This is a genomic window from Paenibacillus sp. FSL M7-1455 (assembly GCF_038004655.1).
Lineage (GTDB): Bacteria > Bacillota > Bacilli > Paenibacillales > Paenibacillaceae > Paenibacillus_AQ > Paenibacillus_AQ cookii.
This window is the reverse complement of the sequence record NZ_JBBORO010000001.1, coordinates 1,790,277-1,813,652: the sequence shown is the minus strand read 5'-3', so window position 1 is coordinate 1,813,652 and position 23,376 is coordinate 1,790,277. Positions and strand designations below refer to the sequence as shown.

The 23,376-nt window shown below is 57.4% G+C and carries 19 protein-coding genes; 5 read left to right on the top strand and 14 right to left on the bottom strand.

Features of this window, described 5'->3' with window-relative positions:
- Window positions 1-89 precede the first annotated feature (89 nt).
- Entirely contained in the window at window positions 90-1,118 is a 1,029-nt protein-coding gene (locus tag NYE48_RS08395; protein WP_212951706.1) for a YkvI family membrane protein, read from the top strand.
- On the opposite strand, the gene NYE48_RS08390 is transcribed toward NYE48_RS08395, so the two are convergent.
- The 3 genes from NYE48_RS08390 to NYE48_RS08380 are packed head-to-tail and all read right to left on the bottom strand — an operon-like array spanning window position 1,105 to window position 6,743.
- Window positions 1,105-4,293, bottom strand: a complete 3,189-nt coding sequence (locus tag NYE48_RS08390) for an AAA family ATPase (RefSeq protein ID WP_340998012.1) — start codon at window positions 4,291-4,293, stop codon at window positions 1,105-1,107. The two genes, NYE48_RS08395 and NYE48_RS08390, sit on opposite strands and share 14 nt — an antisense overlap.
- Window positions 4,283-5,605: a metallophosphoesterase family protein gene (locus NYE48_RS08385; RefSeq protein ID WP_340998011.1), complete on the bottom strand. Its 1,323-nt coding sequence runs from the start codon at window positions 5,603-5,605 to the stop codon at window positions 4,283-4,285. The genes NYE48_RS08390 and NYE48_RS08385 overlap by 11 nt, the downstream gene beginning before the upstream one ends.
- A gap of 4 nt (window positions 5,606-5,609) precedes the next feature.
- Window positions 5,610-6,743: a glycosyltransferase family 4 protein gene (locus tag NYE48_RS08380; protein ID WP_036706728.1), complete on the bottom strand. Its 1,134-nt coding sequence runs from the start codon at window positions 6,741-6,743 to the stop codon at window positions 5,610-5,612.
- A gap of 143 nt (window positions 6,744-6,886) precedes the next feature.
- Between NYE48_RS08380 and NYE48_RS08375 the strand changes: the two genes are divergently transcribed.
- Window positions 6,887-8,032, top strand: coding sequence for a GGDEF domain-containing protein (locus NYE48_RS08375; protein ID WP_340998010.1), 1,146 nt, complete (start codon window positions 6,887-6,889; stop codon window positions 8,030-8,032).
- A gap of 78 nt (window positions 8,033-8,110) precedes the next feature.
- Window positions 8,111-9,451 (top strand): RsmF rRNA methyltransferase first C-terminal domain-containing protein, encoded by a 1,341-nt coding sequence (locus NYE48_RS08370; RefSeq protein WP_340998009.1) that lies wholly within the window; start codon window positions 8,111-8,113, stop codon window positions 9,449-9,451.
- Window positions 9,452-9,548: 97 nt separating this feature from the next.
- On the opposite strand, the gene NYE48_RS08365 is transcribed toward NYE48_RS08370, so the two are convergent.
- From NYE48_RS08365 to NYE48_RS08330, 8 genes are all read right to left on the bottom strand, one after another.
- Window positions 9,549-10,349: a Cof-type HAD-IIB family hydrolase gene (locus NYE48_RS08365; protein WP_036706724.1), complete on the bottom strand. Its 801-nt coding sequence runs from the start codon at window positions 10,347-10,349 to the stop codon at window positions 9,549-9,551.
- A 135-nt stretch (window positions 10,350-10,484) separates the two neighbouring features.
- The gene (locus NYE48_RS08360) at window positions 10,485-11,240 is read right to left on the bottom strand and encodes a pseudouridine synthase (RefSeq protein WP_212951696.1); all 756 of its coding nucleotides are present in this window, start codon (window positions 11,238-11,240) and stop codon (window positions 10,485-10,487) included.
- Window positions 11,237-12,787: an RsmB/NOP family class I SAM-dependent RNA methyltransferase gene (locus tag NYE48_RS08355; RefSeq protein ID WP_340998007.1), complete on the bottom strand. Its 1,551-nt coding sequence runs from the start codon at window positions 12,785-12,787 to the stop codon at window positions 11,237-11,239. The genes NYE48_RS08360 and NYE48_RS08355 overlap by 4 nt, the downstream gene beginning before the upstream one ends.
- 140 nt (window positions 12,788-12,927) lie before the next feature.
- A complete protein-coding gene (locus NYE48_RS08350) occupies window positions 12,928-13,749 on the bottom strand; it encodes a GTP pyrophosphokinase (RefSeq protein WP_036706717.1) in 822 nt (273 codons plus the stop codon).
- Window positions 13,750-13,773: 24 nt separating this feature from the next.
- The gene (locus NYE48_RS08345) at window positions 13,774-14,868 is read right to left on the bottom strand and encodes a quinone-dependent dihydroorotate dehydrogenase (protein WP_339321553.1); all 1,095 of its coding nucleotides are present in this window, start codon (window positions 14,866-14,868) and stop codon (window positions 13,774-13,776) included.
- Between the two features lie 323 nt (window positions 14,869-15,191).
- Complete coding sequence (locus tag NYE48_RS08340) at window positions 15,192-16,622, bottom strand: L,D-transpeptidase (protein WP_340998006.1); 1,431 nt, start codon at window positions 16,620-16,622, stop codon at window positions 15,192-15,194.
- A gap of 116 nt (window positions 16,623-16,738) precedes the next feature.
- On the bottom strand, window positions 16,739-16,987 hold the full coding sequence (locus NYE48_RS08335; RefSeq protein ID WP_036706709.1) for a ferredoxin: 249 nt from the start codon (window positions 16,985-16,987) through the stop codon (window positions 16,739-16,741).
- A gap of 151 nt (window positions 16,988-17,138) precedes the next feature.
- The gene (locus tag NYE48_RS08330) at window positions 17,139-18,434 is read right to left on the bottom strand and encodes a DNA polymerase IV (protein ID WP_340998005.1); all 1,296 of its coding nucleotides are present in this window, start codon (window positions 18,432-18,434) and stop codon (window positions 17,139-17,141) included.
- 206 nt (window positions 18,435-18,640) lie between these two features.
- Here NYE48_RS08330 and cimA point away from each other — a divergent pair, with 206 nt between their 5' ends.
- Window positions 18,641-20,269, top strand: coding sequence for a citramalate synthase (gene cimA / locus NYE48_RS08325; RefSeq protein WP_212951689.1), 1,629 nt, complete (start codon window positions 18,641-18,643; stop codon window positions 20,267-20,269).
- 86 nt (window positions 20,270-20,355) lie between these two features.
- Here the strand turns inward: cimA and NYE48_RS08320 are convergent, their stop codons facing one another.
- A complete protein-coding gene (locus tag NYE48_RS08320; protein ID WP_340998003.1) occupies window positions 20,356-20,910 on the bottom strand; it encodes a TlpA family protein disulfide reductase in 555 nt (184 codons plus the stop codon).
- A gap of 176 nt (window positions 20,911-21,086) precedes the next feature.
- Here NYE48_RS08320 and NYE48_RS08315 point away from each other — a divergent pair, with 176 nt between their 5' ends.
- On the top strand, window positions 21,087-21,542 hold the full coding sequence (locus NYE48_RS08315) for a Mov34/MPN/PAD-1 family protein (protein WP_340998002.1): 456 nt from the start codon (window positions 21,087-21,089) through the stop codon (window positions 21,540-21,542).
- Here NYE48_RS08315 and NYE48_RS08310 read toward each other — a convergent pair.
- Complete coding sequence (locus tag NYE48_RS08310) at window positions 21,529-22,269, bottom strand: exonuclease domain-containing protein (protein WP_036706707.1); 741 nt, start codon at window positions 22,267-22,269, stop codon at window positions 21,529-21,531. The two genes, NYE48_RS08315 and NYE48_RS08310, sit on opposite strands and share 14 nt — an antisense overlap.
- Window positions 22,266-23,345, bottom strand: coding sequence for a DUF294 nucleotidyltransferase-like domain-containing protein (locus NYE48_RS08305; RefSeq protein WP_340998001.1), 1,080 nt, complete (start codon window positions 23,343-23,345; stop codon window positions 22,266-22,268). The genes NYE48_RS08310 and NYE48_RS08305 overlap by 4 nt, the downstream gene beginning before the upstream one ends.
- Between the last annotated feature and the right edge of the window lie 31 nt (window positions 23,346-23,376).

The following is a 23,376-nucleotide window of genomic DNA, read 5'->3' as shown; positions in this document are numbered from 1 at the left end:
CACGCCTGAGTCATGTCCTACACAATCCCATCATAACCTGTACTAAGCGAAGTACACAATAGCGCCGTTTTAAAGCAGGGAGGAACCTAATGAAAACCGGGATACGCATCATCCAAATCGCATTTACATACATCGGAACGGTCGTCGGGGCCGGATTTGCCACCGGACAGGAAATCATTCAGTTTTTTACCCGATTCGGCAAATGGGGCGCCCTGACCATCTTGCTTGCGACGATTCTGTTCATATGGCTCGGCACCAAAATGATGCTGTTGTCGCGCCGGATTTCCGCCCGCTCTTACGAGGATCTGAACAAACATCTTTTCGGCCCGAAGGCGGGGTCCGTCATCAGCATCATCATGCTGTTGATTTTGATCGGGGTCAACAGCGTCATGCTCGCGGGGGCGGGCTCCGTATTCATGGAGCATCTCGGCATGCATTATCAAACCGGACTGCTCATCACGATCGTAGGGACGTTTTTTTTGCTGAAGCACGGCATGAATGCCATTATGCAGCTCAACAGCATCGTCGTTCCGCTAATGCTCTCCTTGTCGGTCGTCCTGATTCTCAATACGGCCAAGCTCCCCACCGCCGACCGTTTCCTCAGCCTGCCCGCCGATTCGCATTGGTCCGTGGTTTGGCTATCGCCGATCATTTATACCGCTTTTAACCTCGTTTTGGCCCAAGCCGTCCTCGTTCCGCTCGGAAGCAAAACCGAAAGCGCGGCCGCCGTCAAATGGGGAGGCATAGCGGGCGGAATCGGCGTCGGGCTGATGCTGCTCTCGGCCCATATCGCCATCTCGGCGCATATGCCCGGCATCCGGCAATACGAAATCCCTATGGGCAGCATCGCCTCCCATCTGGGAACGGCCGTCCATTTGATCTACGTCATCCTGATCTTCCTGGAAATCTTCAGTACGTTCGTGGCGGATTTGTACGGGGTGACGCTTCAGCTGCAGCAGCATATTTCCATTTCCCCGAGGCTCATTACGGCATCCGTTTTGTTCATCTGTTTCCTGCTCAGCCAAATCGGGTTTAGTTCGCTTTTATCCGTGCTGTACCCGCTGTTCGGCTGCCTGGCGATCGTCTGGGTGGTCAAGCTGATGCTCAAATCCGGATGATTTCGGCCTGAGGCAGCCTTTGCCTTACATGATCCAGAATATAACGGTGGCAGGTCAGCATGATGATTTGCCGCTCCGCCGCCAGCTTGCCCGCCAGATCGAGGGCGGAGCACATCCGCTCCTCGTCGAAGTTGACGAACAGATCGTCGAGCAGCAAAGGCACGGCCGTTGTGCCGTTCATGCTCCCGGCGAGGGCGAAGCGCATCGCCAGGTACAGCTGTTCGGCCGTTCCCCGGCTTAGCAGCGTGCTGTCGATTAGTCCGGCGCTGCGATGTTCGGCCAGCAGCCTTTTGTCGCCCAACTTCATGACGACTCTGGCGTAGCTCCCCCGCGTCAGCTCGGCAAAATAAGACGAAGCGAGCTTCAGCAATTGCGGTTGCTTCTCCCGTTCGTAAATGCTGCGCGTGTTCGCGATCATTTCGGCGCACAAGGCACGAACCGCGTATTGCCCGGCGATGTCCTTAAGCGCCGCCTTCTGTTCCTCAAGCTGCTGCAGAGCCGTATCCTGGGCGCATAACCGCGCCAGATCGTCCCGTTCCTGCAGCAGCCTGCCCTGCAGCTGCCGCAGCTCGCTTAGCAGCAGCTCCGCCTGACCGAGCTCCCGTTCCGCTTCCTTCACCGCTTCGTCGAGGGAGGCGGCGTCATGCTCGTCCAGGACGCAGCGAAGCGCTTCTTCCCGTTCCCGGGGCCAGCCGCCGAACATGCCGACCGTAAGCTGGCGGATGTTGCGCTCCAGCTCTTTGCGCCGCTCCGATGCGGCCCCGAGCCGCAAAAACTGCTCTCCGTCCGCCGCTTTCGCTTCGGCAAGCAGGGATGCCATGGACCGCGTGACCGCTTCGATTTCCCCGTTCACCCGGATACGCTCCTCCTGTACAGGCTCCAATCTGGAGATCACGATTTCCCTTTGGCGCAGCAGCTTTTTCTCTTCATCCCACGCCCGCTCGGCCGCTTCAAGCCGGAAAAACGTAGAGGGTCCGCTTTCTTCCCGATCGGGCAGAACCAGCCGGCATTCCTCTTCATAAGCCCGTATTTCCTGCTCAAGCCCCCGCATTTTTCTATCAAGCCAATCGAGACGCCGCACAAGCTCCATTCCCTGCTCGGCAAATCCGAACAGGTCCATCACCGTCTCGGGCGAGGAGGATGCCTGGAGTTCCCGCTCCGCCAGCCAGTGCTGCCACTCCTTTTCAAGCTCGGCGAAGATCCCCTGCTCCTTGTCCATTTTACGGCGGAGCGACGCCAGCTCATGCCGCAAAGCCTCGGTCCGCTGGCGCGCCGACAACGCTTCGGCTTTGCTTCTTTCCAGTTCGTCCTGCCACAACAGCCAGGCGTCCACCAGTTTGCGCAGTTCGCGCAGGGCCGATTCCAGATCCTGTTCGGCAAAGAAGGCGTCCCGCCTTCCTTCCCTTTTGCCCTCCGCCCGGGCGGAAGCGGCCAGCGGGTCGGCAACTAGCGAGGAGATGAGCGAAGACAACCGGCTTTCCTCGTTTCCCGGATCATAACTTTTTGCATGCCTTCTGCTTGTCCTCTCCGCTTTCGCGGAGGACCGCCTGCTTCCCAGCCATAGCCCGGCATCGGCTGCAGCCAACAAAGCCAAGGCCGCACCGGCTCCCAGGGGGGACTGCAGCAGCCACAGCGCGCCAGGGAGAAGCAACGTCAAGAGGACGCTCCCCCATAACAGCTTCCGGTACAAAGCCCTTATGCGTTTATCGACGGCGGCCTCGCGTTCTTCCATTTCCTGAAGGGAAAACCGTTCAAGACGGGTTTCGCGCCAACGTTCCGCCGCCGATTGGATTTCGTTCCAAACGGGGAGCAATTCGGCTTTGGATTTCGGGATGAACATCGCGAAACGGGCGGTTCCGTCTTCTTTTTTCTCGCCATAAGCGGCTTCCGCCCGCCGAAGCTCATATTCGGCCGCTTCCAGCTGCCTGCCCTTTTGCTCCCGCTCCAATGCAAGCGACTCCATGCGGCGGTCATACCCGGCAAATCCGGCGGCATACCGCCGGACAGCCTCCCGCTCCGCGGCGCTGCCCGAAAAAGCCCGCAGTTCGGCCATGCCCCACCGCGGGTCCATCTGCCGGAGCAATCGCTGCAGCTGCTCCCTTAAGGCCGCCTCCTCGCCGGAAAATTCCTGGAGTTCCTTGATCCTCACTTGGATCGGCTCCCGCCTTGCCGCCAGCCTATCAATCAGCGGCCCCTTGGCCAGCAAGCTTTCGGCGGGCTGAAGACGGCCCAACTGTTCGTTCATGGCGGCTTCCGCATGCTCCAGTTCTTTCTGCCGGATCCTCAGCCGGTCCAGCTCCTCTTGAAGCCGATGCCACCTCAAGACGCCTTCCTCGGGGTAACTTGCAGCTTCGGGAAGCCCGGCCAGCTCGAGCGCAGCCTCCTTCCACTTCAGCCACTGCGGCCGGATGTCCTGCGCCTTTTGAAGCAATACCAGCCGTTCGGATATCCCGGCCCGTTTTTGTTCCGTTTCTCCGATGCTCTTTCCGGTTTCCAGCAGCTTCGAATCCGCCGCCATATATTTGGAGAGATAAGCGCGGCTTTCCGAGATCTCCCGCTCAAGCCGCTCGATGGATTGCAGCACCTTTGCGCTTTCTTGAACCCGTCCCCGCGGCTTGTACAGCCTTTCCATCTCCTGAAACAGCCTCCGCTCGGCCCGGACGATCCCGGCGCCGCCGCCGAAACCGGCATGGAACAAGTAGCTGCCCATTTCCTCGGACTGCAGGGTCCGGATTTCCTGCAGCTCCGTCAAGGTCACGGCAAACAGCTGCTTGAACATGTCCCTCGACAATCCGCCCAGGAGCCCCTTTTCCAAATCGTCTTGCGTCATATGTACAGCCGTTCCTTGGGCGGTCGTTTTGACGATCGACAGCCGTTCTCCCCGTCCGGAGGCCGATCCGCCTTCCCTGGACGCAAACCGGGAGACGGTCCATGCCGAGCCGTCTTCGGCCCTGGCGGTCAATACGCCGCCATGCGCTCCGCCTCCCGGCGGTTCGAAACGCTCCCCGGGGTAGGACCGGCTCGGTATGCCGTACAGCATGGCCCGCACAAAATGCAGGATCGTGCTTTTGCCGGCCTCGTTCGGGCCCGCCAATACCGTGATCGGGGCGTTTAGCCGGATGTCGCGGTCCCGGATCCGGCCAAAACCTTGAATTTGCAAACGCTCAATGTGCATCCGATTCCTTATCCCCTTCCGTTTCCGGGCCAAGGTCCGCCAGCAGCATGACCGCCATCTCTTCGGCCCGCCGCAGCCACCCCATCCGCTCCTCTTCGCCGGTTTCGGCCAGCAGCCTGCGCAGCTCGCCGTTCGCCGCCAGAGGCTGCAGCGCACCGCGGAACAACTCGGAACGGATCCGCTCGTCCTGGCCGGCCCGCTTTCCGTATCGCAGCAATTCGCCGAGAAAGCTGTCCTCCTGAAGCAGCGCTTCCCGGTCGATCCATGGGCCGGAACGGATCTCGAAGCTTTCGATCCATACGAGCCCGCGGAATCCGCCAGGCCCTTCCGCCGCTTGAACCGCTTGTCGGCGGAACGCATGCAGAAGCTCTTCCGCCATCCCTTCTTCCAGCCGATCATGAAGACGGCCTCGGCCGATCACGGTCAACCGGACGATGCTCATTTCCCCGGGACGTTCGCGGCGAATAGCCTCCAATCGAGCCTCCACCATCTGATGGAACGACTCTTCGCTTTCCAGGCCGTCGATGGCGAGCTCCTCCCGGAACCAACGCACCGTATCCAGCTCATGGAACCGCAGGCCGACGTTCCCTTCTTCATCCACCTGAACGGCATAACAGCCCTTCGCCCCGGTTTCCCGAATGCTGCGGCCCTGGATATTGCCCGGATAAATGATATGGGGGTTTTCCTGCAGGATTTGCCTTTTATGGATGTGTCCCAGCGCCCAATAATGGTAGCCTGCCGCATTCAGGTCGCTCCGGGTGCAGGGCGAATACGTTTCATGCGCGGGATCGCCGTCCACGTTGGCGTGGAGAAGCGCAATATGGAACAAGGATGAATCCTTGCTCCTTTCAAAATACCGGGACGTATTTTCGGTAACTTTGGCCGTCGGATAAGAAATGCCGCCGATGACCGCTGCCGGCCGGCGATCCTGCCTGCGGTATGCGACGACCCGTTCGAATTCGGGGCCAAACACGTGCACATGCTCCTTCGGGGAAGTGCCCATGCGCGGGCCGTCAAGCGGATCGTGATTGCCGTGGATGACGTACACGCCGATACCGTGCTCGCCGAGCCGGTCCAGCGCCTCCCGGAAACGGAGCTGGGCCTGAAGCGACGCGTCCTTCGCGTCGTATACGTCGCCGCTAATGACCATAAAATCGGCCCGCTCCCGGACGGCCAGCTCCGTCAGCCGCTCCAGGGAAGCAAAGGTGGATTCGCGCAAATATGCGCGGATGTTGTCCGAAAGCCCGCTGATGCCTTTAAACTGGCTGTCGAGATGAAGGTCCGCGGCATGGATGAATTTAAAAGAAACCATTCCATCACTCTTTCACCGGTGAGTATTGTAAATATAACTTCTTCAGTTCATTGACCGCATGGGTCAGCGAATAATGGCTTTTGGCTTTGTCCCAGGCCGAACGCGCCAGTTCGTAACGATAAAGCGGGTCGGCGATGACCTTCTCCAGCGCCTCGCTGAGCGCGACGTAATCCTCGGGCGGAACGAGAAGACCGTTGACGCCGTCCTCGATCTGTTCGGCAATCCCGCCGACGTTCGTGCCGACGAGCGCCAGGCAGCTGAGCGCCGCTTCGGCAAATACCGAACCGAAAGCTTCCGCCCGGGAAGGCAGAACGAAAATATCGAAAAACGGCATAAACTCTTCAGGGTGCAGCGTATAGCCGTAAAATATCGTTTCATTGTAAATGCCGAGCTGCTTGGCCAGCGTTTCAAGCTCCGTGCGGTACGGGCCGTCGCCGATGATATGCAGGACATAATCGAGCCCTTTCTTTTTCAGCTCCGCGCACGCTTTAAGCAGGACGTCAAGTCCTTTGGCCGGGACGAGCCGGCAGACGGTGATCAGCTGCGGAACGTCGTTTTCGTGGGGAACCGGCTTAAACCGTTTCTCGTCGAATCCGTTCGGCGTTACCGCGATGCGCTCCGGATGTTCCACGTAGGCTCCCAGATAATCCGCAAACGAACGCGAAACCGTCAGCATCCGTTCGCTTTTCAGCTCGAGCTCGCGGTACAAGGACACCAGGAATCGGTGCTCGGGGCCGTCCGCCTTGATTTTGCCGTTCAAAATCAGTTCTCTTTCGTAGCTGGAATGGATAGTTTGGATGAGCGGCACGTCCGGAAACGCCTGTTTCATGGCGAGGCCCGCGATCGGATGGTGGGCATGGATCAGATCGTACGGCTTTTGGATCCGAAGCTTCGTCCACCATAAATAATCCTTGTAGGTTTGAATGTATTTTTGAACGATAGGATGGTCGCCGTATTCCGTCCAGTCAAAGGTTTCGAACCGGACGTCTTCATGTCCCTTGTTCCGGATCCGCTTCGGAAGCCAGAACATCTCCATGTCCCATCTCGAGGATTGAAAACGCTCCTGCATGTAAGGAATCATCGAGGATACGCCGCCCGGCTGTTCCGGCGGGAAAAAAAGTGCTTGCAGTAATCTCATGGGGAAACGCCCCTTTCTAGTATCTCTTTCTATCTGTTTTGTGCTGTCCACTCGTTTCGGGATCTTCGAAATTATGATATATTGGAACATATGTTTCAGTAAAGGAAAACCATTTCGGGAGCCGATGGAGGATGACGCCTTTCATGTCCGGATCACCCTACGCCGTTTCGGCCGGCATTGCTGCGGCATGCTGTTTCTATATCATACTCATCATGACGATGATGTGCCTCATTATGTACAGCAAGCAGCGGAAAAAGGCCTATGTGTCGATGATCGTCGCCTTTCTATTTATTATGACATACGAAGGTCTGAACATCCATTTCGCCTTGTCGCCTGCAGGCAGCCGGAGCGGGAGCTATTCCCGGATCGCCGATTTGCAAATTTTTTCGTTCCTGCTGCTCAACCTGGCCGTGTTTCAGCTTTACCGCCGGATGAGCCGATCCTCGACTCTGATTTTTGCATCGCTTGCGCTGCTGTTTCTCGTGCCGCTGGTCTCTTACGTCCTGCCGTTCGGAGGGACCGGATGGCAGAAAATCTACTTGGATGTCTACCAATTGGGCATCTTATATGCAGGCATTTCATTCATTCTGCCGCGGATCGGGCAGCGCGGAAAATATTTTGCCGGCATCGGCGTCTACTTCGTCTACGCGGCTGTCGGGATGCTGGCGCGTTACGCCGGCTGGCATGCCGCATGGATCGACGCCGCGATGGTCTGGCTTCCGCTTGCGTATTACACGATCGTGTTCCTGATCCTGTTCGAGCGGATCGTCGAGCTGATGCAGTCGATTTACCGTTCCTCCATCACCGACGGACTGACGAATCTGTATAACCGCCGCTTTTTCATGAAACAGCTGAACAAATATGTGGAGCAGGGCGTCAAGGTATCGATGATCTTTTGCGACATCGACAATTTCAAAAAGCTGAACGATACCGAGGGCCACCAACGTGCCGATCAGGTATTGAAGCAGGTGGCGGCGATCATCGACGAGGAAGTGTCCGAGGTCGGCCTCAGCGGCCGTTTCGGCGGAGAGGAGCTTGTCGCCCTGATCGTGGACAAACGGGCTAATCCCGCCCAAATCGCGGAGCGGATCCGCGCCCGGGTCGCCGAAGAAACGATCGTTACCTTAAGCATCGGCTACAGCTCGCTCCGCAAAAACGGTACCGCGGAGGAATTGGTCAAACAAGCCGACCAAGCGATGTACCGGTCCAAAACGACGGGCAAAAACAAAGTGTCGCCTTACCGCACGCCCTCCTCGAAAAAAGAACCGGCGGAGGAAACCGGCTCATGAGGGCAACTCCCTAACCATAAAAAATTTACCGGCCATCGCGGCATCACGAAACGAAAACTGCAAAAAGGAGCTTAAACGATGGGCAAAGAATCGCTGCCTTCCGCGTACATTGAACAAATGAAATCTATTCTGGGCGGGGATCTCCCCGCCTTTTTGCACTCTTACGATCTTCCGCGAACCCACGGATTGCGCTTCAATGAATCCAAGGCCACGGCCGCGCTTCAGGAAAACGTAATCCGAATGTTCGACCTGAAGCCCGTTCCCTGGTGTTCGACCGGTTATTATTACAACGAATCCGCGCGCCCGGGCAAACATCCCTACCACCAGGCCGGACTTTACTACATCCAGGAGCCTTCGGCCATGTCGGCGGTGGAGATGCTCGATCCGCAGCCGGGCGAAACGGTGCTGGATCTGGCGGCCGCTCCCGGAGGCAAAAGCACCCATATCGCGTCCAAAATGCGCGGCCGGGGGCTGCTGGTCTCCAACGAAATCCATCCGGAACGCGCCAAAATCCTTGCGGAAAACGTCGAGCGGATGGGCATCGCAAATAGCGTGGTCACCTGCGCCCCGCCGGACGAGCTGTCCCGCCGGTTTCCCGAGGCATTCGATCGGATCATGCTTGATGCGCCTTGCTCGGGCGAAGGCATGTTCCGCAAAGATCCGAACGCGCTGGCGGAATGGTCTCCGGCCATGGTGGACCTTTGCGCCGCGCGGCAGCGCGACATTTTGGACCATGCCTACCTGATGCTGAAACCCGGAGGCACGATGGCCTATTCGACCTGCACCTTTAACCTGAGCGAAAACGAGGAAATGATGGCGCATTTCACAAGCGCCTATCCGGATATGGAGTTGGTCTCCATGAAACGGCTGTGGCCGCATGAAGAAAACGGAGAAGGGCATTTCGTGGCCGTGCTGCGCAAAAAGGATGACGGAGAGCGGACGGGGAAGCAAAAACGAACCCGCAAACCGCAAGACAAGGGCAAAAACAAAGAGGGGTTGGCGGCGTATCGCGACTTTGCCGCCTGGGCGGCGGAGGAGCTTCCCGGATTCGTCCCGCCGGCGGGAACGCCCGTTTTGTTCGGGGAAGCCTTGTATCTTCTCCCCTCCACCGAACCGCTGCCGATCGACGGGCTGAAGGTTCCCCGGGCCGGGCTTCATTTGGCCCACTTGAAGAAAAACCGCGTCGAACCGGCCCATGCGCTTGCGATGGCGCTGGCCCCCGAACAGGCCAAGCAGCGGCTCCTTCTGGAAGCGGACGGGCCGGAGGCGGCGGCCTATCTGCGCGGCGAGACGCTGCCCGTTGCGGCCGATCTCCGCGGCTGGACGCTCGTGACGGTGGACGGCCTTCCGGTGGGGTGGGGCAAAGCCAGCGGAGGGCAGCTGAAAAATCATTATCCGAAAGGACTCCGCCAATTCTGATCCCGAAGGGAACGCGTTCCCTTAACAAACGAAGGTACCTTGAAGGCTTGTCCGCAAGCCTTCAAGGTACCTTCGTTTTTATATATCCGTTACTCCATCAAGACAAGCAGTATTTGAGCAAAGCCGCATGCACGCCGTCTTCGTTGTTCGAGGCGGTTACCTCGTTGGCCGCCGCTTTCACTTCCAGCGGGGAATTGTCCATGGCGATGCCCATGCCCGCAAAGGTCAGCATCGTGATATCGTTATAGTAGTTGCCGATCGCCAGCACCTCTTCGGGGCGCACCCCGCGGCGTTCCGCCAGCTGCTTGAGCGCGTTGCCCTTCGATGCGTCCGGATGCATCAGGTCCAGGAAATATTCGCCGCTTCGCAAAATGTTGAATTCCGGCGTCCATTTGCCGATTTCCTCATGGACCTTGTCCAGCACGTCGGCGTAATCGAATGCCGTCACCTTTACGACCGGCTCGCCCAGCTCTTGAATCGGCGGCAGGTTGGCAGGCAGCATCAGGAAATTCTCGTACATGCTGCGGACCTCGACAGCCATCCCGTCCACGTCGTCCACATACATGCGAAATGCCGTATTGACGTCAAAATGAACCTTTTTATCGCGGAAATAATCCATATACGGCTGGATCGCTTTCGTATCCATGGAGAATTGGTGCACGACTTCCTTCGTGACGACGTCCACCGTCGCCGCCCCGTTATGGCTGATCACATAACCTTTAAGCCCGATCTCTTCCATGAACGGAATCGAGTTTTGCGGGCCTCTCCCGGTGCAGAGCACGATTTCCGCTCCGGTTCGCGATACCTCCTGAATGGTTTGTTTCGTTTGCTCGGTCAGTTCATGGTTGTCGTTCAGCAGCGTTCCGTCGACGTCGAGAGCGATCAGCTTGTATTTCATGTCTCCACCCATCCTTTTTCTCTATTTTAGGGATTTGGCTTTGAAACCCCTTCGATTGATGCAAAAAACCATTCCTTTGCTTTATACAGAAACGTCATCTAGTCATCTGCGCGCAAGCCGTTTTTTTACTGCGCTTTAATCCTGCGGGCCCGTTAGCAAGGCCAGTTCGTCTTCCGTTAATTCCCGGTATTCCCCGAGCTGCAGCGAAGGATCCAGATCCAACCGGCCCATGCGGATCCGTTTCAAATAGACCACCTTTTTGCCGACCGACTGGAACATCCGCTTGACCTGATGGAACTTGCCTTCATGAATCGTCAGCTCGATCCGGGAGACGACCTCTTCCCCTTGACGATCGTGCCCTAGCACGACGAGCTCTCCGGGTTGCGTCACGTAGCCGTCGTCCAGCGTAACCCCTTCGGCGAACCGCTCGACGTCCGCCTCGCCAACCTCTCCGAGCACCAATGCCATGTAGGTTTTCGGCACATGCCGCCTCGGGGACAACAGCTCATGCGCCAGCTTGCCGTCATTGGTCAGCAGCAGCAGCCCTTCGGTGTCCTTGTCGAGCCGCCCCACCGGAAAAGGTTCGAACGCCAAATACTCGGGCGCCAGCAAATCCAGCACGGTCCGGTCCCGGTTGTCTTCGGTCGCCGATACGACGCCGGGCGGCTTATGCAGCATCACGTAGATGTGCTCCCTGTAATGGATCCGCTCCCCGTCCAGCAGGATTACGTCCGTTTCCGGATCGACATGCATCCCGCTGTCTTTTGCCCGGACGCCGTTCACCGTAATCAGGCCCTGTTTCACGTATTTTTTGATGTCGCTTCGGCTCCCATACCCCAAATGGGTCAGCGCCTTGTCCAATCGCAGCGTATTTCTTCCTTTTGCGCTCACGCCGAGGTCCACCTCCACCCTGCCGGGTATTCGTTTTTCAGCATTCCGTCCTGCCATTTGCCAAACCCCGCCGAATAGCCGTCGATGCATACAAGCACGTATCCTTTGGGCAGGACCCCGTCCGTGCAGCGGATCCGGTCCGCTTCGACGTTCAGCGTTTCGCCCTTTAAATACCGGACCGCCTCGCCCGTTTCCGACGACAAGGAAAGCACGCGGCAAAACTCCTGCGGGCGCAGGGCGGTGGCCAGCGGATGGGCCGGCACGAAGCGGCCGTTTTTGGCATCGCCCATATACCAGCCCGGACGAACCGCCTTCAGCCCGTCCAATGCTCCCGGCGGAAGCGGCGATTGATAGACATGCTGGCCGAACATGATCGTATACCCGCCCGGAACGAACCCAAGATGGTCGCGCACGAAATTCCCGTAGGCTTCCAGCTGGGCGGCCGGATCATCCCCGGCCGGCTTTTTCGTTGTTCCTTTGCCTTTTTTGGGCATTCCCTGGCTTCGGTCCTTCCGGTTTTTGCCTTTGCCGTCCAAACGTGCCCCGCCCGAGGAACCCCGATCCGTCGCAGCCAGAAAACGGCCGGGCTCGTCCGTGCCGGTTCCGTCATGCTGCAGCACGGCCACGAAATGGCCTTCGCCTTCGATCAGATGCGGCCATAAACGTGAGGTCTGCTCCGCCTGCTCCCAGATGTCATCCGGGATTTGGTCGGATTCCTCCATATGGCCGCGAAGCCAGCCGGCGGCTCCCGGAGCGAACAGCCCGCTCGGAGGCGGAGCGACGCTAAAACATGGTTGCTCCAGCAGGAATTCGGCGATGATCGCCTCGTTTTCTTCGGGAGAAAACGTGCAGGTGGAATACACGATCCGCCCGCCCGGCTTCAGCATGTTGGCCGCCGATTTCAAAATTTCCCGCTGCATGGCGGCGTATTTGTCCGGCGATTCTTCCGTCCACTGGCGAACCATGTCCTCGTCCTTGCGGAACATGCCTTCGCCCGAGCAGGGGGCATCCACGAGGATTTTATCGAAAAAGGCCGGGAAGCTGGCGGCGATCCGCTCCGGATGCTCCTGAAGCACGACGCCGTTTCTCACCCCGTAAAGCTCCAAATTTTTCGCCAGCGCCTTCGTCCGTTCCTGGTTCAGGTCGTTGCTGATCAGCAGTCCTTCCCCTTGCAGCTTGGCCGCAATTTGGGTCGACTTGCCTCCGGGAGCCGCGCAAAGGTCCAGCACCTTGTCGCCGGGACGCACATCCAAAAGCTCCACGGGCGCCATCGCGCTGGGCTCCTGGATATAATACAGCCCGGCATGATAATAGGGATGTTTGCCCGGCCGGTCGCCCGGCTCCGTATAAAATCCCGTTCCGCACCAAGGAATCGGCTTCAGCTGCCAAGGACTCGACGCCAGTAGGTCGCCGACGGATATTTTTAACGTGTTGACCCGGATTCCGCTGTACGGATCATGGTCATATGAAGCGATGAAACGTTCGTACTGATCCTGCAACAGCGACTTCATGCGCTCCTGAAAAGCGGCGGGCAGCTGCAATGCCATGTTTCTCATCATCCTGTTCTGTCTTGTTAAAATCGGTTTCGCTTATGCACCATCAAAAACAACAACCCGCTGTTCCTAAGACAGCAGGTTGAACGTATGGATGATGTTCGTCTTGACGACAGGCTTCCGGAAGCCGGCGCCTAGTCTTCTTGCGAGTCGTTCTTGCGGCAACCCGCCATCACCCGTTTGACTTCTTCGAGCAGCTGCTTCATCTCATCCATGTCGGGGCGGCCGTCTTGGCTGGACCAGATCCGGTTGAACCGTTCTTGGAATTCCATCGCCTCGTTGACGAGATGATAAAAATACAGCTGGTGAATCAAGGTCAGCACCTGGGACGTCACGTTGGAATCGTCCTCGAACTTTTTCTGCGCCTCCAATATTTCTTCGCGGATACCCGACATTTCATTATCCAGAATAGCCGCCGCTTCCGCCGTTTTTTGCAGGCGTCTGCGCACGTCCTCCGGCAGCATTTCGCGGTACTTATAACTTAAAGAATGCTCGATCGTCGCCCAAAAGTTCATCGCAAGCGTCCTGATTTGGATCTCGGCTAGCACCTTTTTCTGTCCAAGCGCCGTTTGCACGGGATATTCCACGATCATATGAAAACTTCGGTAGCCGCTTTCTTTGTAATTGGTAATGTAATCTTTTTCGTATAAGAGCTTCAGGTCCTTGCGGTTGCGGATATATTCGGCCACGCGCCGGATATCCTCCACGAACTGGCACATGATGCGAATCCCGGCGATATCCTCGATGCCGGTCTCCAGCTGGTCCATCGGGACGTTCAGCCGCTTCGCCTTCTCCAAGATGCTGGAAATCCTTTTGACGCGTCCCGTCACGAACTCGATCGGCGCATATTCTTCGCGTTTTTTGAGTTCGGCGCGCATCGTTTTGAATTTCACTTTCAGTTCCTCAACGGCTTGCTCATACGGTAGCAAAAATAATCCCCAATCCCTGCCGTCCATTCACATGCCTCCTGTCTGTCACCCTCAGCGATGGTCCGCTCCTACGGCTTCGGAAATATGCGAAAATCCGTCACGGCGCAGAAGCTCCCTGAGTCCGGCATGCAGCCGGCGGTTCACTTCGGGCCCTTCGTATATAAGAGCTGTATATATTTCGACCAGGCTGGCTCCGGCCCGGATCTTTTCGTACGCATCCTCCGCGCTGAAAATGCCTCCCGATCCGATAATCGGCAGCTTGCCGGCCGTCTGCCTGTAGACGCGCGAAACCACTTCCGTGGAACGCGCGCGGAGAGGTCTGCCGCTAATTCCCCCGGTTTCCTTTTTGTTCGGATGGGTCAGCCCGTCCCGCCCGATCGTCGTGTTTGTGGCGATAATGCCGGAAATCCCGCTCGCGGAAAGGGCGTCCACCATCATCTCGAGCTCCTCGTTGGTGACGTCCGGAGCGATTTTGACGAGAATCGGCTTGGATTTGCCGTGCTTTTGCGCCTGCAGACGCATCTCTTCCATAATATGCGCCATCAGCGAGGAAAGCTCGCTGCCGTACTGCAAATTCCGCAAATCAGGCGTGTTCGGCGAGCTGATGTTCACGACGAAAAAGTCGCCGTACGGATACAGCGTCCGAAGACAAGCCTGATAATCCTTGTACGCTTCCTCGTTGGGGGTCACCTTGTTTTTGCCGATATTGACGGCGACCGGAACGGGCCTTGTTTTCAGGCGGGACAGTCTGCCCGCCATCGCTTCCGCCCCTTCGTTGTTGAACCCCATCCGGTTCAGCAGCGCCTCGTCCGGAGGCAGGCGGAACAGGCGGGGCCGATCGTTGCCGGGTTGCCCTTTCGGCGTGACCGTCCCCACCTCCATGAATCCGAATCCGATGGAAGAGAACCCTTCCACTGCTGCCGCGTTTTTATCCAGCCCCGCCGCCAATCCTACCGGTGTGGGAAAGTGAAGTCCGAACAAATCGACCGCCAGATCAGGCGTTTCGGTGACGCCGTACATGCTTCTCAAAAAACCGGAGCCTCCCGGGAAGGAACCGGCCGTATGTAATCCTCCGATCACCAAATGGTGCGCTTTTTCCGGGTCCATCTTAAAAAAAATCGGTTTTGCCACGTTTCGGTACAGCACCAGTTACTCTTCCTCTCCATCCGCAAGTTTTTTCTCTACTCTCCAGTTTATCCTTTTCCGGGGTAAAAGAAAAGTTTTTTGCCTTCTTTCTTCCGCCGCCACTCCCTTTGTCCCGCTGGTTTTTTGGGGATAAACCCATTACAATTGAGGTGTCCACCGAAAATCGATAGAAAGAGGGTAGAACGGTATGGCAACCAAACGCAAGCCTCCGACACTTCGGCAAAAAAAAGAAGAAGTGAACAGAAAGGCGATATTTTGGTCCGGCCTTAGTTTATTGCTTCTCATTCTGCTGATCGTCGTGCTGATTGTTTGGAACACCTGATTTACAGCCAGTGGTATGTTTTACGGGGGTTTGTCTGATCCTGCTCCCGCTTCGTGCGGAACTTCTCCTGCGGAGCGAGCAGATCGTCGGGCAGGCCCCCTTTGCTAATGATAACCGGCGTCCCCATCGGCACCAGGTCGAACAATTCCTCCGCATCGGCTCTGCTCATCCGTATGCATCCCTGGGATTCGTCCTTTCCGACGCTATCCGGCTCGTTTGTGCCGTGGATGGCGTAATTGGTGTCCGAAAGCTGCATCCCCCTGCTGCCGAATTCCCCGTCGTCGCGTCCATTCGGATTCATCACTTTGTCCGTGATCGCAAACCGGCCCTCAGGCGTCCGTTCGCCCCCGAGTCCGACCTTATAATTCCGCAGCATAACGTTTCCGCTCACGACGGCCAGGCGGTGGTTCTGCTTGTCCACGAGAATGGTCAACGGGTCGTCGAAATAAGGCCCGCCTCCCCATGTATCGGCGAAAGGCCCTTTTCGCGCGGCCCCGCCTCCTTTTTCGGCGTCCGAAGAATCCTGCTTCTGTCCTGCCGCTTCCGCCCGCGCCCGCTGCACAAGAGGCAGGAACGCTTCCTTCATCCCTTCCGTCGTCCCGGAAATCCAGTTGTCCGGAAACGGGCGCACCAAATCCTCCAGCTTTTTGGGGTATTGGCCCGTTTGGCTTTGATATGCCCGAATCGCGCTGCTCAACAGCGCCAGCTCCTCCTGCTTCTCCGTCCAGGCGGACGCGGCTTTGGCCAGCTTGTCCCCATCCTCCGGGCGGCAGCTGCACGTTTTCGGATCGTATGACTGGTAAGCGACCGCTCCCGAACCTTTGTTTTCCAGCGTATATCCGACCGGCAGCCGGCGCTTCCACGCCAGCCAGTTCCCCTGTTTTTTCATCTCCAGGACGGCCAGACGGCTTCCAAGCAGCTTGGGGTGGGCTAACGGCCCCGGCGCGATCGGCGTCACGCCTTTTTCCAGACCGCCTTCCTTCACGGCCGTAAACATGACCGCCCCTTTCTCCGTCACCGGCTCCTTGCCGCCTCCTTGCGGGTCAGCCTGCGCCCTCTCCTTACCGGCAGCCGGATCTGGCCGATGAACGGCCGGCGCTTCTTGCGCCTTCCGATGCCGGCTTGGCGCATCCACCGACGGGACCAATGCGAGCAGCAAAACCATGACGGCCACCAGCAAGCGGCGCAGCCGAACGGACCGCCGTTCCCTTTCCTCGGCCTGCTGCAGCAGCCTTTGCTCGTATTCCTTCCATATATCGGATGGCATTTTGCTCGTTTCGAACGCTTCATAGATGCCGCCGGACCGGTTAAAACAGTAATTCGCCTTGCCCAGCTGCCCTTCTTTTTCGTACTCCTTGCCCAGCAAATACCATCCCATTTTGTTATCCGGGTGCATCTGGACGTATTTTTTCAAATAAAGTGAATTTCTCACGGGGTCCTCCATCCCTCACAACGTCTTTTCTATATATATCGGGTCGGGGCGTCAAAAAAAACACCCCCTTCCCGGACGGATCGGAAAGGGGGTGCCGCAGCAGCTTCCTCTTGCGCTTATTTCTCAATCAGGGCGCGAAAAGGGCTGTCCGCTACCTTAATGGAATCGGTCGGACATCCGTCCGCCGCATCCTGCATATCGTCGAACAGGTCCTCCGGAATTTCGGTCATGCCTTCATTGCCGTCTCCGCCGAAGACGACCTCGGCGAGACCTTCGTCATCATAATCGAAAATGTCCGGCGCCGTAGCCCCGCATGCCCCGCAGGAAATGCATGTATCTTTGTCTACCCAGCAGTATTTCGCCATGATTTCTTGAGAGCCTCCTCTTTCAACGTCAAACGCGAGCGTTTCAAGTTGGCCTGATGCGGCCGCCAGACCTATCTTAATCCACCTTGGGCAAAATGCCAATGATCAATGTCACTTTCGCTGCCGGATATGTGATGAATATCGATGGGAATCAAGGAAGATCCAGCCCGTCTTTGCCTACGAAATCCATTTGAAGCGACGTTCCCCGCACCTTATGGTTGCGCAGCAGCACCGACGGATCGTCCCCCAGCATGCCGGCCGTGACCACGGCGTTTTCGCCGAATTTGTTGCGGAGCATATCCATCGTTTGCGTCAGCATTTCTTTTTTCGGCTGTTTTTCATATTCGAAAAGGTCCAGCTGGATCGCCGCTTCGCTTTTCGGCGTCAAGTGCTGCAGCGTAATGCCGAGCAGCCGCACCGGCTTATCCCAGCTCCAATGCTCCGCGTACAGGCGCCGGGCTTCATCGTAGATGTCGCCCGCGGTCTCCGTCGGCGTGTCCAGCATGCGGCTGCGGGTGATCGTTTTCATGTCCGGGGTCCGGATCGTGATTTGGACGCCCCCTGCGACAAGCCCCTGCCGCCTCAGCCGGCGCGCGACCTGGTCGCTGATGTTGAGCAGCACCCTATGGACGTCCTCGCGTTCCTGAATGTCGGCCGGCAGCGTGGTCGTATGCCCGATCGACTTATTGGGCTCGCGATCCTCCAGCACGGGCGAATGGTCGATGCCGTTTGCCGCCTGCTTCATCCACACGCCCATCACGCCGAACGTTCGGATCAGCGCCTCTTCGTCGGTTTTTGCCAATTGCCCGATCGTATGGATCCCGATTTTGCGCAGCTTTTCGGCCGTTTTGCCGCCGATGCCGAACAATTCGCCGCAGGGCTTGTTCCAGAGCAGGCGCGGGACGTCGCGAATGCGCAGGACGGAAATGCCGCGCGGCTTTTTCATGTCGGATGCCATTTTGGCCAGCAGCTTGTTCGGAGCGATGCCCACCGAGCACGGCAGGCCGAGCTCCTCGTCGATCCGCCTTTGAATTTCCTCCGCGATCTGCTGCGGCGTGCCGAACTGCCTCGAACCGGTAATGTCGAGGTAACATTCGTCGATCGATGTCGCCTGCATCAGCGGCGTGTAGGAGTAGGCGATTTTCATGAACGCTTTCGAATATTTGCGGTATAAATGGAAGTCCGGTTTGATGAGGATCAGCTCCGGACATTGCTTCAGCGCGCGGTTGACGTGCATGCCGGTCGAAATGCCCCTCCGCCTTGCCGCATAGGAGCAGGTGACGATGATGCCTTTGCGCAGCTCGATGCTCCCGGCCACCGCCGTCGGTTTGCCGCGGTACTTGTCCGGCTCCTCCGCCTCATGGACCGAGCAGTAAAAAGCGTTCATATCCACATGCAAAATGACCCTTCCGTTCGTTGGATAATAAGCGTCTACGTCCCTATTCATGAGCCTTCTCACCTTCGAAAATTTCGTTACGTTCAGCATAACGTTCCCCCGGCAACAGGTCAAGAATGGGGAACACGCGAAAAACACGGAATTCTTTGTTACATTCCCGCGTAAAAATGCTATAATAATTTACTATATATGTGGATCGTTAGATTCCCGCTAAAACCAAAAACGAATTCATAAGACTTCCAAAGGAGGACGCTTTCATGTCAAAGTCCATATCCATCTTCGACACAACCCTGCGCGACGGCACTCAAGGAGAAGGGGTCAGCTTGTCGGCGGACGACAAACTCAAAATTGCCAAAAAGCTCGATGAACTTGGTGTTTCATATATTGAAGGCGGGATTCCGGGAAGCAACAGCAAGGACATCGAATTTTTCAAACGGGTGGGGCAGCTCGGCCTCAACGCCAAAATCACCGCCTTCGGCAGCACCCGGCGCAAGGACAGCATCGCCGATCAGGACGCGAACTTGAACCGGATCATCGAGTCCGGCGCCCAGGCGGCCACGCTTGTCGGGAAATCATGGGATTTCCATGTGCATACCGCGCTGCAAACGACGCTGGAAGAAAATCTGGCGATGATTTACGATTCGGTTGCTTATTTAAAGCGTAAAGGGCTGGAGGTCATTTTTGACGCGGAGCATTTTTTCGACGGCTACAAAAACAACCCCGAATACGCCGTCGCCGTGCTCAAAAAAGCGAAAGAGGCCGGCGCGGATTGGCTCGTCATGTGCGATACCAACGGCGGCACGCTGCCGCATGAAATCGGAAGCATCGTTGCCTCGTTCCATGCCAGCGTGCCGGATGCGAATCTCGGCATCCACACCCATAACGACTGCGAGCTGGCCGTCGCCAATACGCTTAGCGCCGTCCAGGCCGGCGCCCGCCAGGTGCAGGGCACGATCAACGGTTACGGCGAGCGCTGCGGCAACGCCAACCTGTGCTCGATCATCCCGAATCTGCAGCTCAAGCTCGGATATGAGTGCATCGGCGAGGAGCGCCTGAAGCAGCTGACGAACACCGCCCGTTACGTCAGCGAAATCGCCAACGTCAACATGCCGGTGAACCAGCCGTACGTCGGAAACGCTGCCTTCGCCCACAAAGGGGGCATCCACGTGTCCGCGATTCTCCGGGACTCCAGGACCTACGAGCACATCGTTCCCGAATGGGTGGGCAACAAACAGCGCGTCCTCGTATCCGACCTGGCAGGGCAAAGCAACATCGTTTCGAAGGCGCAGGATATGGGGCTCGACTTTGATCCGGCGAACGAACAGTCGCGCAAAGTAATCGACAAAATCAAGGATTTGGAGCACCAAGGTTATACCTTCGAAGCCGCCGACGCCTCCCTGGAGCTGCTGCTGCGCGAAGCCGGCGGGGAAATGAAGGAGCTTTTCACCTTCGAATCCTTTAAAATGCTCGTCGAAAAAACGGCAGGACAGCCGGTCATGTCCGAAGCCTTCGTGAAGCTGAACGTGGCCGGCAACAACGTATACACCGCCGCCGAAGGCAACGGTCCGGTCAACGCGCTGGACAACGCCTTGCGGAAAGCGCTCGTCCAATACTTCCCGGCGATCAAAGAGATGCATCTGTCCGACTATAAGGTCCGCGTGCTGGACGAAAAGGACGCCACGGCGGCCAAAGTCCGCGTGCTGATCGAATCGCGGGACATCAACAACTCGTGGAATACCGTCGGCGTATCGGGCAACGTCATCGAAGCGAGCTGGGAGGCGCTCGTCGACAGTATGCGGTATGCGCTTCTCGGGCAAGCCTTGAACGAACGGGATGCGGCGCAGGAATTGCCTGCCTCGGAGCAGCGGGGACTTGTCAATCATTAAGACGGCAGCACGGCAAAAAAACCTCGGACGTCCGCATAGGGCACCGAGGTTTTTTCGTATGGCGGCCGGCAAGGCCTGTCTGCATGTCAGGAGTTGATGAGTTTTTTTACCTTTTTCTCCAAATCCTTTTGCGGCAAAATGCCGAGCACGACTTCCTGCACGACCCCGCGCTTGTCGATCAGCACGTTCGTCGGGAAAACGACCCCTTTATACTGCTTTTCGTAAATGTCGGCTTTGAGGTCGAACATGACCGGGAATTGAACCCCGTATTTGTCGACGAACTTCTGCGCGTTTTTTTTGGTGTCGTATTTGGTCACGTTCACGCCGTAAACGGCCAAGCTGTCCTTGTATTTCTCGGCAATGGCGTTCAGCTCGGGCGCTTCCTGCTTGCACGGCTCGCACCAGGACGCCCAAAAATTCAGCAAAATCGCTTTATCCCGGGTTCCGCCCACATGATACTCCTTGCCGTCCAGCCCTTTGGCGGTGAATGCGGGAGCAAGCAGCCCGGCTTCGGGCCCCGTCTCGGTAGGCATCGGTTTTTCATGCTGGAACGCCGCCTGAATGCCGGGTCCCGCATTTTGGTAAAGCGCGATGCCGATTAAGACGATGACGCCAAGAAGAATATATAGATTACGCTTCATGGATGTCTTCGTTCCTTTTCGTATTGTAGTGGCTATTCAGTATTGTACCCTCTTTTCATCGGAACTTACAAATCGTTTGCAGAAAATGGCCAAAAAACGAAAAAACGTCGGACTGACGTCAAAAAAAATACCTCTGCTTCCATTGAGCAGAGGCCATCGAGAGGGGAGAACTACGGTTGGCAGATCCTCATACGGTCCGGCGGGAAATCCGGCTCAATGCCTCGTGCGGAAGGCAAATCGCCGAACACCTTGTTTCCGGACTGCCATATGAAACCTGCGGCGTGTTGCGGGGTAAAGCTGCAGCGGGCGGCATGCGAATCGATGCCTTTGCCCCGATTCGCAACGTAGCGCCTGACCCGCTGCACCGTTTCGTCCTGGACCCGGCGGAATGGACGCGGGAATGCTTGCGGGGCGGCGGCCTGATCGGCCTGTTCCACTCCCACCCTTCCTCGCCGCCCGTTCCTTCCGATGAAGATCTGCGGCAGCTGCCTTTATTCGCGGGCATGCTCAGCGCGTACCTCATCGGCAGTCCCGTAAAAACGGGCGGCGAAATCGAACTAAACGGTTATATGATCGAAAAAGGAAAAAACGGTTTATATCATTTGATTCCTGCGGACGTCACGCATGGCTGAGACAAGCGTACAGGTCGCCGAGCGTCTCCGCCTTGCGGCTTTCCGCAATGTCCCGCAGGTAGGAAACCCACAGCTTGGCCGTCATCCTCGCGTCTTCCAGCGCATGATGCCTGCCTTCAACCGGAATGCCTTTTTCCGAAAGCAGCGCATCCAGCGAATAACTCGGAAGGCCGGGACCGAGCCAACGGGCGATCATCATCGTATCCAGGACCCGGTGGCCGAGATTCACCTTGGACGTCTTCCACAAGGCCGCGTTCAGGAACGCTTTGTCATGCCCGCTGGCATGGGCGACCAGCACCCGGTCCCCGACGAAATGCATAAAGTCGTGCAGGCCTTCGATCAACGGCGGAGCCTGGTCGATCATCGGCTGCGTTATACCCGTGAGCTCCGTAATTTGCGGAGGGACCGGCCGCTTGGCTTTCACCAGCGTATAAAACGGCTCCTCTTCCACGATATGCTGGCCGTCGGCCTTCAAAGCGCCGATGGACAAAATTTCATCGCCCTGTTGGACGTTGAACCCGGTCGTCTCCAAATCGAAAATGACCGTCTTCAGTTTATGCAAAGGAGTATGCAGCATTTCCGGGCGGCGTTGTTCCCTCATCAGCGAGCGGATAAAAGCCATCTGCTGGGCGGAGGCGCCCCCCATGACGGAAGCGATCGCGGACGGGACGCCTCCTTGGCGCAGCAAACTCCAAAACCCCCCGTTTCCGCGTTCCGGAGCCTTCATAGTCTCCCCTTCTCCGCAAAACGCAGCCTTCTTTGCAGCGCCCGGTGCGTGCGCCTGACCGTCGTCAGGCTTTCCCTCAGCTTATACAGAAGAGGTTTTTGCTTCAGCTCGGTCTGCGGCAAATAACCGCTGCTGGAGTACACGCCGTTCCGGAGCGTATATGTGGCCGATGCGCGGAGCGTCAATGCGGTCAAAAAAGCGCGCTGGCAATTTTCAAACAGAAGGTTTCCGCCGTCCAGCAGGGTCAGCTTTTCCAGCCGTTTCAACGTCGAGGTTTCATGGACCCCTTCCTGCAGCGCCATATAGCGGATGCTGTTGACGAGCGGTATATACACCCCGTATTTGACGTCGAATTCGCCGGCATGTTCGCCGAAACGTTCGGTCACCACCTGACCGAGAATGTTCAGCGTCGCTTTGTGCCTCACCGTATTCCGCAAAATGGCGGTCGCCGTTTCCGGCGATTCGTTCAAGCCATGGGCAAAACAACTTTTCCAGGCAGCCGCCAGCGACGGGTCGCCGGCGATCCAGCGCAGATCCGACGCGATCATCAGGTTGCGCACGTTCTCCCAGCTGAGATCCCGATGCCAGCCAGCCAGCCGATGTCTCCATTGCCCAAGCGTTTGGTTCCAGGCCGGCTCGGAGCACATAACCTTTCCCTTGCATTTTTCATATCCCGCATATTCCAGCAGATCGGACAGACGGCGCCCGAAAGCGGCGAAATACTTGTCCTTATGTCCACTGGCTTCGTCGCTGACGATCAGCCCGTTATCCTGGTCGCTCCAAGGCGTGGATTCCCGGCGGCCGGAGCTGCCGAACACGACCAAAGCATACGGAACCGGAGGCGGGCCGTAACCCGCTTCCTTCAGTTCCTTCTCGCACACCGCAGCCGCCCTGGCGGCCACCTCGTCATGCATGTCGTTCACAAGCGCCGTCCAGGCTGCAATCGGCATTTCCGGATATAAATATTCGATCCGGGACTGGCAAGCCCGCCTGCCTTCCCGAAGCTGCTCGCGCGTATCCGCATGCCTGATGAGCTCCAAATCCGGTTCATGTTTCGCGTTTTTCACCGGCTCCATACCCGATACCTCCCTGTCAAGCCGTCATGCT

What these genes read in the sequence shown, in the direction of transcription:
- NYE48_RS08335 (WP_036706709.1), bottom strand. Translation starts at nt 16,987, where the DNA reads ATGGCGAAATACTGCTGGGTAGACAAAGATACATGCATTTCCTGCGGG.
- NYE48_RS08390 (WP_340998012.1), bottom strand. Translation starts at nt 4,293, where the DNA reads ATGCACATTGAGCGTTTGCAAATTCAAGGTTTTGGCCGGATCCGGGAC.
- NYE48_RS08395 (WP_212951706.1), top strand. Translation starts at nt 90, where the DNA reads ATGAAAACCGGGATACGCATCATCCAAATCGCATTTACATACATCGGA.
- NYE48_RS08375 (WP_340998010.1), top strand. Translation starts at nt 6,887, where the DNA reads ATGTCCGGATCACCCTACGCCGTTTCGGCCGGCATTGCTGCGGCATGC.
- NYE48_RS08380 (WP_036706728.1), bottom strand. Translation starts at nt 6,743, where the DNA reads ATGAGATTACTGCAAGCACTTTTTTTCCCGCCGGAACAGCCGGGCGGC.
- NYE48_RS08305 (WP_340998001.1), bottom strand. Translation starts at nt 23,345, where the DNA reads ATGGAGCCGGTGAAAAACGCGAAACATGAACCGGATTTGGAGCTCATC.
- NYE48_RS08385 (WP_340998011.1), bottom strand. Translation starts at nt 5,605, where the DNA reads ATGGTTTCTTTTAAATTCATCCATGCCGCGGACCTTCATCTCGACAGC.
- NYE48_RS08320 (WP_340998003.1), bottom strand. Translation starts at nt 20,910, where the DNA reads ATGAAGCGTAATCTATATATTCTTCTTGGCGTCATCGTCTTAATCGGC.
- NYE48_RS08310 (WP_036706707.1), bottom strand. Translation starts at nt 22,269, where the DNA reads ATGAAGGCTCCGGAACGCGGAAACGGGGGGTTTTGGAGTTTGCTGCGC.
- NYE48_RS08370 (WP_340998009.1), top strand. Translation starts at nt 8,111, where the DNA reads ATGGGCAAAGAATCGCTGCCTTCCGCGTACATTGAACAAATGAAATCT.
- NYE48_RS08350 (WP_036706717.1), bottom strand. Translation starts at nt 13,749, where the DNA reads ATGGACGGCAGGGATTGGGGATTATTTTTGCTACCGTATGAGCAAGCC.
- NYE48_RS08355 (WP_340998007.1), bottom strand. Translation starts at nt 12,787, where the DNA reads ATGGCATTGCAGCTGCCCGCCGCTTTTCAGGAGCGCATGAAGTCGCTG.
- NYE48_RS08330 (WP_340998005.1), bottom strand. Translation starts at nt 18,434, where the DNA reads ATGAATAGGGACGTAGACGCTTATTATCCAACGAACGGAAGGGTCATT.
- cimA (WP_212951689.1), top strand. Translation starts at nt 18,641, where the DNA reads ATGTCAAAGTCCATATCCATCTTCGACACAACCCTGCGCGACGGCACT.
- NYE48_RS08365 (WP_036706724.1), bottom strand. Translation starts at nt 10,349, where the DNA reads ATGAAATACAAGCTGATCGCTCTCGACGTCGACGGAACGCTGCTGAAC.